Below are 16327 nucleotides of genomic sequence, written 5' to 3'. Positions count from 1 at the left end.
TGCGTTGCGGTAGTTGCAGGAGCGCCCTTGGGCGCGACCGCCATCCCGGTCGCGCCCCAGCGCGCTCCTACAGGGCCTCGGCCAGCCGCGGATTCATGCCCAGCAGCTCGCGCGCCCGACGGGCGTCTTCATGCATCTGGGCGGTCAATGCCTCGAGGCCGTCGAACTTCCGCTCGTCGCGCAGCTTGGCGACGAACTCCACCGCCATGCGCCGGCCATAGAGGTCGCCTTCGAAATCGAACAGGCAGACCTCCAGCAGCGGCTGCGCGACCTGATTGACGGTCGGCCGCAGCCCCAGCGACGCCACGCCCGGCCAGCTGCACGGCGCCTCGCCGAGCCCGACGCGCACCGCGAAGATCCCCTGGATGGGGCTGACCCGTCCGCGCAGGTGGATGTTGGCGGTGGGGAAACCCAGCGTTCGCCCCAGCTGGTTGCCGCGTTCGACCCGCCCTTCGATCACGAACGGCCGTCCCAGCAGCGGAGTCGCTCCGGCGAACTCCCCGGTGGCAAGCAGCGCACGCACGCGGGTGGCCGAGACACGCGCACCATCGAGCAGCACCGGCGGCATTACCCGCGTGATGAAACCGAGTTCCGCGCCCATGCGCTCGAGCATGGCAACGTCACCCGTACGCTTGTGTCCAAAACGGAAATCCTCGCCGACCCACACCTCCCGCGCCGCCAGCCGGTCGACCAGTACGCGCCGCACGAAGTCCTCGGCGGACATCGCGGTCAACGCTTCGTTGAAGCGCAGGAGCAGCGCGTGCGCCATGCCAGCCGCGGCAAAGCCCTTGAGCTTCTCGCGCACACTGGAGAGCCGCGGCACCGGTTCGGGCGAGAAGTAGGCCCGTGGCAACGGTTCGAAGCTGATCACCGCCGGCGCTGCCTCCAGCGCCTGGGCGCGGATGCGCACCTCGGCCAGGAGGGCCTGGTGCCCGCGATGCAGGCCGTCGAAGGCGCCAATGGCCACCACGCTGCCCTCGGGGGCCAGGCAGGGGCCCGCAAGGTCCCGGGAGAGTCTCGTCATCCGGCCAGTATAAGCGGACGTCCGTCGCGAGCCGTTCACGCCCTCGCGGGCGCTCCCCTGCGGGACCTACTCGGCAGGAGCCCACTTGTGGGCGATGCTCTTCTGCGCAGCCGCACCTCCAAAGCATCGCCCACAAGTGGGCTCCTGCAGTGGACCCGGCAACCCCTGACGCGGGGCCTCAGACTCCGCGCAGTTCGCCCAGCCGGAAGCCCAGGCCGAACAACACCGCCACATAGGTCGCCCCACCGGCGCCTACCAGCACCGCCAGGTGCCAGACACGCGTGAAGGTCGCCACCGAGGTCCAGTCCTGCCACAGCCAGCGCCCGAGGAGCAGCACCGCGACCATCGCCGCGCAGGCCACCGCCAGCCGCATGAAATGCCGCGCCCAGCCGTGCTGGCGCTCGTATACCCCGGCCTGCTTGAGCCAACGCCACAACAGGCCCAGGTTGATGTAGCTGGCCAGCGCGCTGGCCATGCCCAGCGCCATGTGCAGGCCAGGCACCTCGGCCAGCGCCTGCAGCCAGGGCGCCTGCTTCTGCGCCGGGGTGGCCCACAGCGCGAACAGCAGCGCCACGAACAGCACGTTGAGCGCCATGTTGGCGATGAGCGAGGCCACGCCTGCCCGCACCGGCGTGCGCGTGTCCTGCCGGGCGTAGAACGCCGGCAGCAGCACCTTGACCAGCGCGAACGCCGGCAGGCCGAAGCTCAACGCGGTGATCGACAGGGTCGCCATGCGCGTGTCGAACGCGTCGAATCGGCCATGCTGGAACAGTGTCGCCACCAGCGGTTCGGCCAGCAGCATCAGCCCGAACATCGCCGGCACCGCGATCAGCAGCGTGGTGCGCAGGCCCCAGTCCAGCGCGCGCGAGAAGCCGGTCCGGTCGGTGGTCACGTGGTGGCGCGAGAGCGAGGGCAGGATCACCGTGCCCAGCGCCACGCCGAACACGCCCAGCGGCAGTTCGAGGAAGCGGTCCGCCTGCGACAGCCAGCTCTGCGACCCGGCGATCAGCAGCGAGGCAATCACCGTGTCCAGCAACAGGTTGATCTGCGCCACCGAGGAGCCGAACAGCGTGGGCACCATCAGACGCATGATGCGGCGCACCTGGGGGTGGCTCCAGCCCCAGCGCGGCAGCGAGAGCAGGTCCAGCCCGCGCAGCGCCGGCAGCTGGAACAGCAGTTGCAGGATGCCGGCGGCGAGGATCGCCCAGCCCAGCGCCAGGATCGGCGTATCGAGCCACTTCGACAGCCACAGCGCGCCGGCGATCATGCACAGGTTGAGGATCACCGGCGTCAGCGCCGGCAGCCCGAAGCGGTGAAAACTGTTGAGTGCGCCGCCGCTCAGCGCGGTCAGCGAGACGAACAGCAGGAACGGGAAGGTCAGCCGCAGCAGCTCGACCGTGAGCGCGAACTTGCCCGGTTCGTCCAGCGCGCCCGGCGAGAACAGCATGGTCACTTCGGGCGCGAAGATCAGCCCGATCGCCGTCACCACCAGCAGAACGCCACCGAGCGTGCCCGACACGCGCGACATCAGGTCCTTCAGGTCGGCGTGGCTGCCCTTCTCTTTCACTTCCGTGAAGACCGGCACGAAAGCGGTGGAGAACGAGCCCTCCGCGAACAGCCGGCGCATGAAGTTGGGAATGCGGAATGCCACCCAGAACGCGTCGGTCGCCGCGTTGGCGCCGAAGGCCGAGTTGATCGCCATGTCGCGCACCAGGCCGAGCACGCGGGAGATCATCGTCATGCTGCTGAACGAGAGCAGCCCGCGGAACATGCTGGGGGATTTCATGCGTGTAGCGGAACCTGGCGCGACCAAAGGCCGTAGTGTGACAGCCCGCCGGGGCGCGCAGGTAGCCGGGGCATGGCAGCGGCGGGGAATCGCCCCCTGTAGGAGCGCACCCTGTGCGCGACCGGCAGGCCGAGGTCGCGCACAGGGTGCGCTCCTACAGATGCGTGTACCGCCCGGCACCTGCTAAACAGTTGACCGGCCAGCGCATTGCCCGCATAATTGCCCGTCTTTTTCCAACCCAAGCCTTCTCTGGAGTTCTACCTTGGCCAACATCAAGTCCGCGAAGAAGCGCGCGCGCCAGTCCGAGCAGCGCCGCCTGCGCAACGTCAGCGCCCGTTCCATGGTGCGCACCGCCCTGAAGAAGGTCGTCAAGGCCATCGAGGCGAAGGACAAGGCCGCCGCCGTGGAAGCCTTTGCCGCCGCCCAGCCGGTCATGGACCGCTACGCCGCGCGTGGCCTGATCCACAAGAACAAGGCCGCTCGCCACAAGAGCCGCCTCAACGCGAAGATCCGCGAGCTGGCGTAAGCCGGCTTCGTACTTCCAAGGGTTGGTGGAAAGGCCGGCGCAAGCCGGCCTTTTCGTATGCGCGGAAAAAAGGCAGGCAGCCAACCAGCCGCGTCCCTGCCCTCCGGTCAGGAAAAACGCGTCGTGTACACGCTGGGAGAAGCGAACAGGCCGTCCTGCTTCTTCGCATCGCACACGGCGTAGGTAAAGCCGCGCTGGATCGCGTGCGCGCCCACGGCGCCATCGCGCCGTAGCGCGAGGAAACCCACCTGCATTTCCTTCGCGCCGTCCGGGCGCTTCTTCACGATGCGGCGCACCGCCTCCTCGCAGGCTTCCTGCGGGCTGCGTCCCTGGCGCATCAGCTCGACCACCAGGAAGCTGCCGGCATTGCGGATCACCTCCTCGCCCACGCCGGTGGAGGTGGCGCCGCCCACCTCGCCGTCCACGTAGAGCCCCGCGCCGATGATCGGGCTGTCGCCGACGCGGCCGCGCATCTTCCACGCCATGCCGCTGGTGGTGCAGGCGCCGGCCAGGTGTCCATGTGCGTCCACGGCAAGCATGCCGATGGTGTCGTGGTTGTCGCGCCCGCCCGGCAGGCTGCGGTGGTAATCGAGGTTCTCGCTGTTGGCGACCGGCCGGTATTTCGCGGTTTCCAGCCACTCGTGCCAGGCCTTCTCGGCCTCGGGCGTCAGCAGGTTCTCCTCGTGGAAACCCTGCTCGCGGGCAAACTGCAGCGCGCCTTCGCCGACCAGCAGCACATGCGGCGTGGCCTCCATCACCCGCCGCGCCACGCGGATGGGGTGCGCGATGTGTTCCAGGCAGGCGACCGCGCCGCAGCGGCCGTCGCCGTCCATGATGCTGGCGTCCAGGGTCACGTGCCCGTCGCGGTCGGGATAGCCGCCCTTGCCGACGCTGTGGTTGGCCAGGTCCGATTCGGGCACCTGCGCGCCCCGCTCCACCGCATCCAGCGCGGTGCCGCCCTGGACGAGCACGGTCCAGGCCGCCCGGTTGGCGGGCACGCCGAAATCCCAGGTGGAAATCACGCGGGCGCCGTCGGTGCCCGGCAGCGCACCTTTCGACGGCGCGGCGCTGGCGGCCGCGAGGCCGGGCGCGGCAAGCGCGCCGGCGGCCAGCATGGTGGTCTTCAGGAACTCGCGGCGGGAGGGCATGGCGGAGACTCCTCGGGCAGAAGCCCCGCATGATGCTCGAATGAGTCCGGGCATGCGAATGCGAGGTTCCGGCGAGGCGTCCATCCGCCTGTCGGCATCTCCCCCGTGGCACGCTGGAAGACTCGCCGGGGAGGGGCTACGGCACTTGCACCTTCTTCGCCCGGCGCACCCGGGAAGCTGCCCGAAGGCGGCTCGGGACAGCGTTGCGGGACGCCGCTTACGGCTCGCCGCGCAGCCGCACGTCCCCGGGCTGCATGTCGACGCGCTCCTCGCGCACCTGGCGCTGCGACTCGAAGAAGCGCTGCACCTGCTGGCATACCGCCAGGGTGTTGTCACGCGCGATCGCCGAGACCAGGAACCATGGCTCCTTCCATTCCAGCCGGGCCACGATGTCCCCGGCCACCGCCTGGCGCTCGTCCTCCGGCAGCACGTCGGCCTTGTTGAGCACCAGCCAGCGCGGACGTTCCAGCAACTCCGGATCGAACTTCGCAAGCTCCTGCTCGATTGCCCGCACCTGCTCGACCGGATCGGTGCCGTCGATCGGCGCGACGTCCACCAGGTGCAACAGCAGGCGCGTGCGTGAAACGTGGCGCAGGAACTGGATACCCAGTCCCGCACCCTCGGCGGCGCCCTCGATCAGGCCGGGGATGTCGGCGATCACGAAGCTCTGGTCGGTGCCCAGGCTGACCACGCCCAGGTTCGGATGCAGCGTGGTGAACGGGTAATCGGCTACCCGCGGCGTCGCCGCCGAGACGGCGCGGATGAACGTCGACTTGCCGGCATTGGGAAAGCCCAGCAGCCCCACGTCCGCCAGCAGCCTGAGCTCGAGCTTCAGCTCGCGCACCTCGCCCGGCGTGCCCGGCGTGGACTTGCGCGGCGCGCGGTTCACCGAACTCTTGAAGTGGATATTGCCCAGTCCGCCCTTGCCGCCCTCGGCCACCAGCAGGCGCTGGCCATGCTGGGTCAGGTCGCCGATCACCTCGTCGGTATCGACATTGGTGACGACGGTGCCGACCGGCACGCGGATGGCGGTGTCTTCGCCACCCTTGCCGTACATGTCCGAGCCCATGCCGTTCTCGCCGCGCTGGGCCTTGAAGCTGCGCTGGTGGCGGAAGTCGATCAGCGTGTTGAGGCCCTCGTCGGCCACCAGCCAGACCGAGCCGCCGTGGCCGCCGTCGCCACCGTTGGGGCCGCCGAACGGGATGAACTTCTCGCGACGGAAGCTGACGCAGCCGTTGCCGCCGTCACCGGCCTGGACTTTGATGATCGCTTCGTCGACGAATTTCATGGTGTTTGGGAGCCGGAACTAGAAAGGGGAGGAAACGGAAGGCCTCAAGGTTAACCGGGAACCTGCATCCTCCCCGTTCCCCGCTCGCCGATTTCCGTTTCACAAAACAAAAGCCCCGCCGAAGCGGGGCTTTCGCTTGAACGTCGTGAGCGATCAGCCCTTGACGACGCTGACGAACTTGCGGTTGTTCTCGCCGCGGGTCTTGAACTCGACCACGCCGTCGGTCAACGCGAACAGGGTGTGGTCGCGGCCCAGGCCCACGCCGGTACCGGCATGGAACTTGGTGCCACGCTGGCGGACGATGATGTTGCCAGCCTCGATGGCCTGGCCACCATAGATCTTCACGCCCAGGTACTTCGGGTTCGAGTCGCGACCGTTGCGGGACGAACCTACGCCTTTTTTATGTGCCATGACTTAAATCCTCCGGCTGGTGTATCAGGCGTTGATGCCCGTGATCTCGACTTCGGTGAAATGCTGCCGGTGCCCCATCTGCTTCTTGTGGTGCTTGCGGCGGCGGAACTTGATGATGCGGATCTTGTCCGCACGACCGTGGCGACGCACGGTGGCCGAAACGGTGGCACCGGCAACGGTCGGCACGCCGACGTTGACCGAGTCGCCCGAGCCGACCAGCAGGACCTGGTCGAAGCTCACGTTGGCGCCTTCCTCGGCATCCAGCAGCTCCACGCGCAGCACGTCGCCCTGCTGGACGCGGTACTGCTTGCCGCCGGTCTTGATGACTGCATAACTCATGGGATTGTCCCTTCTGTCGTTATTCTCTTGGGTTTCACCGCGCGCGTACCGGCCGTGGTGAACGGCAAAGTATATCCGCGCCCTCGCCGGCTGGTCAATCTTTAAGCAACCCGCTCAACGGGTGGCGGAGGAACCGCCGGAAGCCGGCGCCGCCAGCTTTGCCCCGGGCGTGGCGGCGGGCGACGCCGGGCAACGGCCCTGGGTGTCGATCCGGCCGCTTTTCTGCAGCTCGGCCAGCATCGCCTGGGCGCGCTCGCGGCCCCAGTCCTGGCCCAGCTTCATGCCCTCGGCCATGGTCTCCGGCATCTCGGTAATGACTTTCCTGCCCAGCGGCGATCGGTAGAACTTGAGCAACCCCTGGATGTCGGCCGCGCTGAAATGGCGCTGGTAGATCGGCACCATGCGCCCGGTCAGTTCCTGCGCCCCCTTGGCGTCGATGAAACCCTGCCAGTAGCTGGCCGGCACGCAGGGCAGCTGCTGCTGCATCATCGCGGCCATCTGGCTGTTCATCTGGCCCAGCATGCGGTCGACGCCGAACACGTCCATCAGCTGGCGCACCTGCGCCTCGCTGGGCGGCTTGGGCGTGGCCGCGAGCGCGGCCCCCGTCGTAAGCAGCAGGGCCAGGCCCGCTCCGGTCCACTTGCGCATGTGTGTCTCCTCGTCGCGTTGCCGGGCCCGGTATTTGGCCACAGACGCCTGGCTTTGCGTAGGGCGGCACGGGGCGGGCTTCTGCCCACTGCGGTCATGTACACCAGCGCCGGTGGGCTGAAGCCCACCCGACGCCCCGCGCCCGACCTGCCGTGTCTCAATTTCTGACCTCGGCAGGTTGGTATAGTGGCCGGTCTCCCCCATATCCCAGCGCGCATGGAAACCATACGCATCCGCGGCGCCCGCACGCACAACCTCAAGAACATCGACCTGGACCTGCCGCGCGATCGCCTGATCGTGATCACGGGGCTGTCCGGCTCGGGCAAATCCTCGCTCGCCTTCGACACGATCTACGCCGAGGGCCAACGCCGCTACGTCGAGTCCCTTTCGGCGTACGCGCGACAGTTCCTGTCGATGATGGAAAAGCCCGACGTCGACACCATCGAAGGTCTCTCTCCGGCCATTTCGATCGAGCAGAAGTCGACCTCGCACAACCCGCGCTCGACCGTCGGCACGATCACCGAGATCTACGACTACCTGCGCCTGCTCTACGCCCGCGTCGGCACGCCGCGCTGCCCGGACCACGCCATCCCGCTGGAGGCGCAGACCGTTAGCCAGATGGTCGACGCCACGCTGGCGCTCGATGCGGACAAGCGCTGGATGCTGCTCGCACCGGTGGTCCGCGAGCGCAAGGGCGAGCACGTGCAGGTGTTCGACCAGCTGCGCGCGCAGGGTTTCGTGCGCGCCCGCGTCGATGGCGTGGTGTACGAACTGGACGCCGTGCCGCCGCTGACCCTGCGCCAGAAGCACACCATCGAGGTGGTGATCGACCGCTTCCGCCCGCGCGAGGACCTCAAGCAGCGCCTGGCCGAATCGTTCGAGACCGCACTGCGGCTGGGCGACGGCCTGGTGATCGTGGTGGACATGGACGACGACAAGGCGCCCGAGCAGCTGCTCTCCTCGCGCTATTCGTGTCCCGTCTGCGACTACTCGCTGCCGGAGCTGGAACCGCGCCTGTTCTCGTTCAACTCGCCGATCGGCGCCTGCCCGAGCTGCGACGGGCTGGGCGTGACCCAGGTGTTCGACCCGGCGCGCGTGGTCGGCCACCCCGAACTGCCGCTCTCCAACGGCGCGATCCGCGGCTGGGACCGACGCAACCCGCACTACTTCCAGATGCTGCTCTCGCTGGCGGCCCACTATGGCTTCGAGGCGGACACGCGCTGGCGCGACCTGCCTGCGCATATCCAGCAGGCGATCCTCTACGGCAGCGGCAAGGAGAAGATCGCCTTCCGCTACCTCACCGAACGCGGCGGCCGGGTGACCCGCGAGCATGCCTTCGAGGGCATCCTTCCCAACCTCGAGCGGCGCTACAAGGAAACCGAATCCACTGCGGTGCGCGAGGAGCTGGCCAAGTACATCAGCGACCATCCCTGCCCGACCTGCGAAGGCCAGCGCCTGAACCGCTCGGCACGCAACGTGTTCGTCGCCGACCACGCACTGCCGACGCTGACCAATCGCTCGATCGATGATGCCCTGGCGTTTTTCGAGGGTCTGAAGCTGGCCGGCTGGCGCGGCGAGATCGCGGCCAAGATCGTCAAGGAAATCCGCGAGCGCCTGACCTTCCTGAATGACGTCGGCCTCAACTACCTCACGCTGGATCGCCAGGCCGACACGCTCTCCGGCGGCGAAGCCCAGCGCATCCGCCTGGCCAGCCAGATCGGCGCCGGCCTGGTCGGCGTGATGTATGTGCTGGACGAGCCCTCCATCGGCCTGCACCAGCGCGACAACGAGCGGCTGCTCGGAACACTCACTCGCCTGCGCGACCTCGGCAACACGGTGATCGTGGTCGAGCACGACGAGGACGCCATCCGCATGGCCGACCACGTGCTCGACATCGGTCCCGGCGCCGGCGTGCATGGCGGCGAGGTGGTCGCGCAGGGCACGCTGAAGGACATCCTCGCCTCCGAGCGCTCGCTCACCGGCCAGTACCTCTCGGGCACGCGCGCGATCGAAGTGCCCACCGAACGGCGCAAGCCGGTCGACGAGGATGCCTGGCTGCGCCTGAAGGGCGCGCGCGGCAACAACCTCAAGCACGTGGACCTGGCGATCCCGGCGAAGCTGTTCACCTGCGTCACGGGCGTGTCCGGCTCGGGCAAGTCGACGCTGGTCAACGACACCCTGTTCCGCCTGGCGGCCTCCGAACTCAACGGGGCCGGGGCGCAGCCGGCTCCGTTCGAGTCGGTCAGCGGCATGGAGCTGTTCGACAAGGTGGTCGACATCGACCAGTCGCCGATCGGCCGCACGCCGCGGTCCAACCCGGCTACCTACACCGGCCTGTTCACGCCGCTGCGCGAACTCTTCGCGCAGGTGCCCGAGGCACGCGCGCGCGGCTACACGCCGGGCCGCTTCAGCTTCAACGTGCGCGGCGGCCGCTGCGAAGCCTGCGAAGGCGACGGCATGATCAAGGTGGAGATGCACTTTCTGCCGGACGTGTACGTGCCCTGCGACGTCTGCCACGGAAAGCGCTACAACCGCGAGACGCTGGAGATCCACTACAAGGGCCACACCATCGCCGACGTGCTCGACATGACGGTGGAGGACGCGCTCAAGCTGTTCGAGAACGTGCCCACCATCGCGCGCAAGCTCGACACGCTGCGCGCCGTGGGCCTGGACTACATCAAGCTCGGCCAGAGCGCGACCACGCTGTCCGGCGGCGAGGCGCAGCGCGTGAAGCTCTCCAAGGAGCTCTCCAAGCGCGACACCGGCCGCACGCTTTACATCCTGGACGAGCCCACCACCGGCCTGCACTTCCACGACATCGAGCAGTTGCTCGACGTGCTGCACCAGCTGGTCGACCAGGGCAACACCGTGGTCGTGATCGAGCACAACCTGGACGTGATCAAGACCGCCGACTGGATCGTCGACCTCGGGCCCGAGGGTGGCGCCGGCGGCGGCCGTATCCTGGTCGCAGGCACGCCGGAGGACGTGGCCGCGTCGCCCGAGTCGCACACCGGGCGCTTTCTGGTGCCGCACCTGAAGGCGCCGACTCCCTCCCCGGCCGCGGGAAAGCCGGCGACCAAGCGCACCAAAAACACGCTCAAGCACATCGCCTCGGCCGACAAGCACAGGCCCATGCCCCGCAAGAAGAAGGCCCCATGAGCCCACGCAAGTCGACGAAGAAGAAGGCCGAGGTCGAAGCCCCCGCCGAACAGGCCGCGCCGGCCGCATCCACGCCGCTTTTCACGGCCACCCTGCCGGTGCGCTGGCGCGATCTGGACGCGTTCAACCACGTGAACAACTCGAACTACCTGACCTACCTGGAAGAGGCGCGGCTGCAGTGGCTGAGCCACGTGCCGGGACCGTGGTTCGACGACCACGCCATGCCGGTGATGGCAGCGGTCCAGCTCAACTACCGCCGCCCGATCGAGTGGCCGGCGCAGCTGTGCGTCGAACTCCTCTGCGAGCGCGTGGGCAACAGCTCGATGACCATCGGGCACCGCATCCGGGACGTCGAGCATCCCGATCGCCTGTACGGCGACGGCCACGTGGTGATGGTCTGGATGGATCCAGACACCGGCAAGCCCGTGCCGCTGCCCGAAGCCATTCGCCTGGCGGCCGCGCAGGACTGACCATGCGCGTCCGCGCGCCCGCTCCACGCACGGCCTTCCAGGTGGTGCGTGGACAGGAAGGGCCGATCGAAAGCATTGCCGGGGAACGGCATGCCTGGCGCTTCCGTCCCCATTTCCACGCGGGCGACGAGGTGGTGCGGATGCTCGCCGGCCGCGCGCGGCTGAAGCTGCCGGCCGGCTGCCGCATGGTGGCGGCCGGCGACACGGTCACGGTGCCCTCCGGCACCGTCCATTGCTTCGAACCCGTCGATGACCATGGCTGGGCCTTCGTTTCGCAGTTCGTCGCGAAGCCCGCCCCTTCTCCCGCCACCGATGGCGGCGGCACGCTTGGCGAGCAGGCGCGGGCGCTGCTGGTCCGCCGGTCGTCGCTGCGCACCGGCGTGGAAGGGGTGGCGCAGGCATGCGGGGTGTCGGCCGGCCATCTTGCGCGTGCATTCCGTCGGGAGACCGGTACCGGCCTGCACAACTTCCACATCCTGCTGGCGCTGCACCGGGCCAAGGCGCTGCTGCGCATGCAGATGCCCATCGTCGAGGCGGCGCTCGCCGCCGGCTTCTACGACCAGGCGCATCTCAACCGGGAGTTCGTGAAGACATTCGGCATGACGCCCGCCGCTTTCCGGCTCGGCTGGGCCGCCACCCACTGACCCGCTCAGGCCGCTCCGGGGAGATCGAGCGCCATGTACAGCGTGTCGGGTACCGGGTTCCGGTAGTACGGCTCGACCGGCCGGAAGCCCAGCGAGGCATAAAGCGCGCGCGCTGCCTGCATCGAGGCCAGCGTATCCAGCAGTACGCGCCGGTAGCCGGCCTGGCTCGCCCGGGCGATCGCCGCCTCGGCCAACTGCCGCCCCAGGGATCGTCCCCGGGCCGCCGGCCGCACATACAGGCGCTTGATCTCGCACTCGCCCGGTGGCGACCACGGCCGGAGCGCGACGCAACCCAGTGCGGCACCGGTCACGTCGCGGGCGAGCAGCACGTCCCCTCGCGGTGGCGCGTACTTGCCCGGCAACTGCGCAAGCTCCGTATGGACGTCCTGGAACGAGAGATCGATGCCGAGACCGGTGATGTATTCCCCGAAGAGCGCACGCACGAGATCGATATCCCCGGGCAGGCGTGCGGGTGCGATGTCGATGGTCGAAGGAGCGGGCATGACCTTTCATCCGAGAAGCTGGCGCCACCATAGCCCGGCGGCGGGTGCACGACTTGGACAATCCTGATCGCACCTGCGCGCGAGCCTGCGCGGCACCCGGCACGCGGGCGGGCGGGCGCTCGCTATGATGGGCGCTCCCCAAACGGAAGGTGCCCCATGACGACACTCCCCCGTTCCACGGTCCTCGCCACCGCCTGCGCCACCTTCATGGCGATGTCCACGACCCATGCGGCCGAAGCCGCTACCGCGCTGACCCTTTACCGGAGCGATAGCGCCGCGCTGTTCGCCTCCACCGGCGACGGCAGCGTGGGTGATGGCCACGCGGTAGTGCGCGAACAGCGCACATTGCAGCTGAAGGCCGGCACGCAGGACGTCAGCGTGGGCGACCTGCCGCTCTACCTCGATCCCGAGGCCATCGCACTGTCCTTCGCCAATGACCGGGCCAGGGTGATTTCCCAGCGCCTGCTGCTCGGCCAGGGCAACGAGGCGGCACTCGCCGGCCTGGTGGGCCGTGAGATCACCGTGCTCGGCGACAACGGTGAATCGCTGGCGCAAGGCACGCTGCTGCGTGCCGGCAGCGGCCTGCTGGTCAAGGGCGCCCTGGGCAACACGCTGGTGCACGACTACGCCGCGGTACGCAGTTCCGGCGACGACTTTCCCACCGGCTCCAGCCTGCGCCTGCGCGTGGATGCCACACGGGCCGGCACGGCCACCGCCGTGCTCAGCTACCCGACCGGCGGCCTCGGTTGGCGCGCCGCCTATGTCGCCACGCTGCAGCCCGGCGGGACCTGTCGCATGGCGTTCGAATCCCGCGCCAGTATCGCCAACCGCAGCGGCCGCGACTGGCGCAACGCCACCGTGGAACTGGTGGCCGGAGAACCGAGCTTCGCCAAGGCCGGTGCTCCCCGGCCGATGATGGCGATGGCCCGTGGCTACAAGGCCGAAGCCGCCGATATGCCGCAGCAGTCAGCGCTCGGCGACTACCGCCTCTATACCCTGCCGCAGCCGGTCGACTTGCCGGACGGCAGCGTCAGCCAGGTGCCGCTCTACACCACCCGCACGCTGGCCTGCGAGCGCACGGCCCTGTACGAGAACGGCAATGCCTGGACACCGCCGGAGCCGATGCTCTCCCCCGACTTCAACATCGGCGGTGGCAATACCATCGAGAGCACGCTGCGCTTCACCGCCTTCGACAGCCTGCCGGCCGGCTACCTGCGCGTGCTTGGCAACGACGCCCGCGGCACGCCGCAATTCCTGGGCGAAGGCCGCATCGAGGACACGCCCAAGGGCAGTGATGCCACCCTCACCCTGGGCACTGCCTTCGACCTCCGCGCCGAGCGCGAGCGCACGTCCTTCAAGCTGGACAAGTCCGCCCGCACGATGGACGAGGCCTTCCGCATCACGCTCACCAACGCCGGGGAGTCGGCCCGCGTGGTGACCGTGCGCGAGCATCCCAGCCGCTGGCGGGAATGGACCCTGGCGTCCTCGTCGGTCAAGCCGAGCAAGCAGTCGCCGGACGTGCTGGAGTTCCGGGTGAACGTGCCCCCCGGCGGCAAGGCGACGCTGGACTACGCGGTGCACTACCGCTGGGCGGCGGACCAGTAAGCGCCTGCTCGCCAGCGGATGCGCCTCCCGTGCGCGAGCGTGATGCATGACGGTCGCGCACGGGTCCGCTCCCGCATCAAGGCTCGATCCCACCGACAAGGAACACAGCATGCTCGACATCCTCCCGCACGACGGCGACATCGCCGAGATCCGCCTGGCCCGGCCGCCGGTCAATGCGTTGAACATGGACCTGATCGCCGCACTGCGCGACGCCGTTGCGCAAGCGCCGCGCGACGGCGCGCGCGGGCTGGTGATCTCGGGTGCGCAGGGCCTGTTCTCGGCCGGCGTGGACGTGCCCGAACTGTTGCAACGCGACCGCGCCGGTGTCCGGGCCTACTGGCGCGCGCTGTTCGAGCTGTGCGCGGACCTCGCCCACCTGCCGGTGCCGGCGGTGGCGGCGATCACCGGCCACAGCCCCGCGGGGGGCGCCGTGCTGGCGCTGTTCTGCGACTACCGCGTGATGGCCCAGGGCCCCTTCCGCATCGGCCTCAACGAAGTGCAGGTGGGCCTGATGGTGCCCGACTGCATCCAGCTCGCGCTGCGCCGCGTGGTCGGCACCTACCGCGCCGAGCGCTTGCTGGTCGCCGGCGCCATGCTCGAGGCCGAGCAGGCGCTGGCCTGCGGCTTCGTGGACGAGCTGACCGGCGTGGATCAGGTGGTCACCCGCGCGGTGCACTGGCTGACCGAGCTGCTGGCGTTTCCCCGCCACGCCATGCTGGCCACGCGCGAACTGGCCCGCGCCGACCTGCGCGATGCCTGGAAGGATGTCGATGCCCTGCCGCTGGACGCCTTCATGGACGCCTACTTCAACGCGGAAACGCAGGCCACGCTGCAGGGGTTGGTCGCACGGCTGAAGGCCAAGAGCGCCTGATCCCTGCTTTCCGGGAGGCCCCCGGGGCGATTTGCTTGGCCGGTCGCGGAAAAGGCATCGCCCACGAGTGGGCTCCTGCCGGGGTTGGCGGGTCGGCGATGCGAGCGCCGGTCAGCCGGTGGCGATCGGCCGCGACGGATCGCTCACCCAGCCGCTCCAGGAGGGCGCATATAGGCGCGAGCCGTGCAATCCGGCGTGCTCCATCGCCAGCAGGTTGTGGCAGGCAGTGACGCCGGAGCCGCACATGTGCACGACCTTCGGCGGCGGCGTGTCGCCCAGCACCGCCGCAAACTCCTCGCGCAGCTGCGCCGGCGTCTTGAACCGCCCGCGGGTGTCGAGGTTGTCGGTATAGGGACGATTGAGCGCGCCCGGCACATGGCCGGCCGCGCGATCCAGCGGCTCGGACTCGCCGCGATAACGCACAGCGGCGCGGGCATCCACCAGCACCGGTGCCGGATCGGCATGCAGCGCCGCATGGTCGGTGATCGCCTGGGCCGGGTCGAAGCGCAGGTCGACCTGGCTCGGCGTGCGCGCGACCGGCCCGCTTTCGACCGGCAGGCCGGCATCGCACCAGGCGGCGAACCCGCCGTCGAGTACCGCGACTTCGCGCACGCCGGCCAGGCGCAGCAGCCACCAGAGGCGGGCGGCCGCGAGCGCACTGCTGGCGGCATCGTAAGCCACCACCTGCAGGCCCGGACGCCAGCCCCAGCGACCGAGCACGGCGGAAAACGCCTGTTCCAGCGGCAGCGGGTGCCGCCCCAGGCCCTGGCCCTCGCGCCCGAGATCGGAAAGATCGTGTTCCAGGCTCGCATGTACCGCGCCGGGGATATGGGACTGGCGATACTCGCGTCCGGGCTTGTCGGGGTCGGCCGAACCCGCGCCGGCCGGGTCGGCGCGGCAGTCCACGATCAGCACCTCGTCGGGCGGCAGTCCGGCCAGCGTGGCCGCATCGATCAGCGTGGTATGCAGGCTCATGCGTCTTTCATCCTTTCCAGCAGGTTGAGCAGCATCGCGGCGGTGGCGCCCCAGATGCGGTGGCCGCCATGGACGAACTCCACCATCGCGCGCCGATGCCCACGGTAGTCCATCACGTAGCGCCTGAGGTTGGACGGTTCAAGGAAGAACGCGAACGGCACTTCGAAGACTTCGGCGACCTCGGCCGGTGTCGGATAGAGCACCGCGCGCTCGGCGATGCGCGCGACGACCGGCGTGACGCAGTAGCCGCTGATCGTCTCGAAGCAGTCGAGGAACCCCAACGGCTGGACCAGCGCGCGTTCCAGCCCGATCTCCTCTTCGCTCTCGCGCAGGGCGGTGTCGATCGCGTCGAGGTCACCGGGATCCTGCCGACCACCCGGAAAGGCCACCTGCCCCGCGTGCGACTGCAGGTGCGCGGTGCGCACGGTCAGGACCAGCCGCGGCTGCACGCCTTCGCGCACGCCGACCAGGACGGCCGCGGGACGCCTGGGCGTGTCGCCAAGAAGGTCGGACATCTGCGCATGGTTCCATCCCGGCGCTGCCGGTGGATCGGAAAGCGAACGCAGGGCTTGCGGCAAGGCCTGCAGCACGCGCTCGATCGATCGCCCCGGCGCAACGTGCATCAGGTCCTCGCGCGCGCGGGCAGGATCTCGCGCATGAAATACAGGCGCTCGGCGTCGTCCATGGTGCGCCAACGCGCGATTTCCTCGCCGCTTCGCAGGCAGCCCTCGCACCAGCCGCGCGCGTCCAGCCGGCAGATGCCGATGCAGGGCGTGAGGGGAGCGGCGGGGGCGACGGGATCGTTCGGCATTTGCACGATTTTAGCCGATGCGCGGGAGCGTGGCTGTGCATCGGGCGGCATGCGCCTGGACTTCACCTTCGCGGATACACCCGGCGCGAAGGGCTCTCCAGCAAGCGTCGTCCCGAGCG

The 16327-nt window shown here is 69.1% G+C and carries 15 protein-coding genes and 1 pseudogene; 6 read left to right on the top strand and 10 right to left on the bottom strand.

Annotation, left to right across the window (positions count from 1 at the left end; genetic code table 11):
- Positions 1–67: 67 nt before the first annotated feature.
- Positions 68–1024 carry a bifunctional riboflavin kinase/FAD synthetase gene (locus LQ771_RS04330; protein ID WP_231351141.1) on the bottom strand — a complete coding sequence of 319 codons (957 nt, stop codon included), beginning with the start codon at positions 1022–1024 and terminating at the stop codon, positions 68–70.
- Between the two features lie 178 nt (positions 1025–1202).
- The gene (gene murJ, locus LQ771_RS04325; protein WP_231351140.1) at positions 1203–2810 is read right to left on the bottom strand and encodes a murein biosynthesis integral membrane protein MurJ; all 1608 of its coding nucleotides are present in this window, start codon (positions 2808–2810) and stop codon (positions 1203–1205) included.
- Positions 2811–3072: 262 nt separating this feature from the next.
- On the opposite strand from murJ, the gene rpsT reads away from it, so the two are divergent.
- On the top strand, positions 3073–3336 hold the full coding sequence (rpsT, locus tag LQ771_RS04320; protein WP_017460878.1) for a 30S ribosomal protein S20: 264 nt from the start codon (positions 3073–3075) through the stop codon (positions 3334–3336).
- A 107-nt stretch (positions 3337–3443) separates the two neighbouring features.
- Here rpsT and LQ771_RS04315 read toward each other — a convergent pair whose 3' ends face one another.
- The 5 genes from LQ771_RS04315 to LQ771_RS04295 all read right to left on the bottom strand — a co-directional run bounded on the left by LQ771_RS04315 (position 3444) and on the right by LQ771_RS04295 (position 7170).
- Positions 3444–4484: a glycosylasparaginase gene (locus tag LQ771_RS04315; protein WP_231351139.1), complete on the bottom strand. Its 1041-nt coding sequence runs from the start codon at positions 4482–4484 to the stop codon at positions 3444–3446.
- Between the two features lie 217 nt (positions 4485–4701).
- Complete coding sequence (gene cgtA / locus LQ771_RS04310; protein WP_231351138.1) at positions 4702–5772, bottom strand: Obg family GTPase CgtA; 1071 nt, start codon at positions 5770–5772, stop codon at positions 4702–4704.
- 153 nt (positions 5773–5925) lie between these two features.
- On the bottom strand, positions 5926–6183 hold the full coding sequence (gene rpmA / locus LQ771_RS04305) for a 50S ribosomal protein L27 (RefSeq protein WP_091336927.1): 258 nt from the start codon (positions 6181–6183) through the stop codon (positions 5926–5928).
- A gap of 24 nt (positions 6184–6207) precedes the next feature.
- Entirely contained in the window at positions 6208–6522 is a 315-nt protein-coding gene (gene rplU / locus LQ771_RS04300; protein WP_209614596.1) for a 50S ribosomal protein L21, read from the bottom strand.
- A gap of 114 nt (positions 6523–6636) precedes the next feature.
- Entirely contained in the window at positions 6637–7170 is a 534-nt protein-coding gene (locus LQ771_RS04295) for a DUF2059 domain-containing protein (RefSeq protein ID WP_231351137.1), read from the bottom strand.
- 216 nt (positions 7171–7386) lie between these two features.
- On the opposite strand from LQ771_RS04295, the gene uvrA reads away from it, so the two are divergent.
- The 3 genes from uvrA to LQ771_RS04280 are packed head-to-tail and all read left to right on the top strand — an operon-like array spanning position 7387 to position 11443.
- Complete coding sequence (gene uvrA / locus LQ771_RS04290) at positions 7387–10329, top strand: excinuclease ABC subunit UvrA (protein WP_231351136.1); 2943 nt, start codon at positions 7387–7389, stop codon at positions 10327–10329.
- Positions 10326–10799 (top strand): acyl-CoA thioesterase, encoded by a 474-nt coding sequence (locus tag LQ771_RS04285; RefSeq protein ID WP_231351135.1) that lies wholly within the window; start codon positions 10326–10328, stop codon positions 10797–10799. The genes uvrA and LQ771_RS04285 overlap by 4 nt, the downstream gene beginning before the upstream one ends.
- A gap of 2 nt (positions 10800–10801) precedes the next feature.
- Positions 10802–11443 (top strand): AraC family transcriptional regulator, encoded by a 642-nt coding sequence (locus LQ771_RS04280; RefSeq protein ID WP_231351134.1) that lies wholly within the window; start codon positions 10802–10804, stop codon positions 11441–11443.
- Between the two features lie 5 nt (positions 11444–11448).
- Here LQ771_RS04280 and LQ771_RS04275 read toward each other — a convergent pair whose 3' ends face one another.
- A complete protein-coding gene (locus tag LQ771_RS04275; RefSeq protein ID WP_231351133.1) occupies positions 11449–11946 on the bottom strand; it encodes a GNAT family N-acetyltransferase in 498 nt (165 codons plus the stop codon).
- A 156-nt stretch (positions 11947–12102) separates the two neighbouring features.
- Between LQ771_RS04275 and LQ771_RS04270 the strand changes: the two genes are divergently transcribed.
- Both LQ771_RS04270 and LQ771_RS04265 read left to right on the top strand, forming a co-directional pair.
- The gene (locus LQ771_RS04270) at positions 12103–13551 is read left to right on the top strand and encodes a DUF4139 domain-containing protein (protein ID WP_231351132.1); all 1449 of its coding nucleotides are present in this window, start codon (positions 12103–12105) and stop codon (positions 13549–13551) included.
- Positions 13552–13660: 109 nt separating this feature from the next.
- Positions 13661–14422: an enoyl-CoA hydratase/isomerase family protein gene (locus LQ771_RS04265; protein ID WP_231351131.1), complete on the top strand. Its 762-nt coding sequence runs from the start codon at positions 13661–13663 to the stop codon at positions 14420–14422.
- Between the two features lie 111 nt (positions 14423–14533).
- Here the strand turns inward: LQ771_RS04265 and LQ771_RS04260 are convergent, their stop codons facing one another.
- Together LQ771_RS04260 and LQ771_RS04255 are read right to left on the bottom strand one after the other, a co-directional pair.
- Positions 14534–15397, bottom strand: a complete 864-nt coding sequence (locus tag LQ771_RS04260; protein ID WP_231351130.1) for a sulfurtransferase — start codon at positions 15395–15397, stop codon at positions 14534–14536.
- Positions 15394–16208: pseudogene (locus tag LQ771_RS04255) on the bottom strand (NUDIX hydrolase). Before LQ771_RS04255 ends, LQ771_RS04260 begins: the two are co-directional and overlap by 4 nt.
- Positions 16209–16327 lie beyond the last annotated feature (119 nt).

Origin of the sequence: Frateuria soli, assembly GCF_021117385.1 — a bacterium.
GTDB lineage: Bacteria > Pseudomonadota > Gammaproteobacteria > Xanthomonadales > Rhodanobacteraceae > Frateuria_A > Frateuria_A soli.
This window is presented reverse-complemented; position numbering and strand designations above follow the sequence as displayed.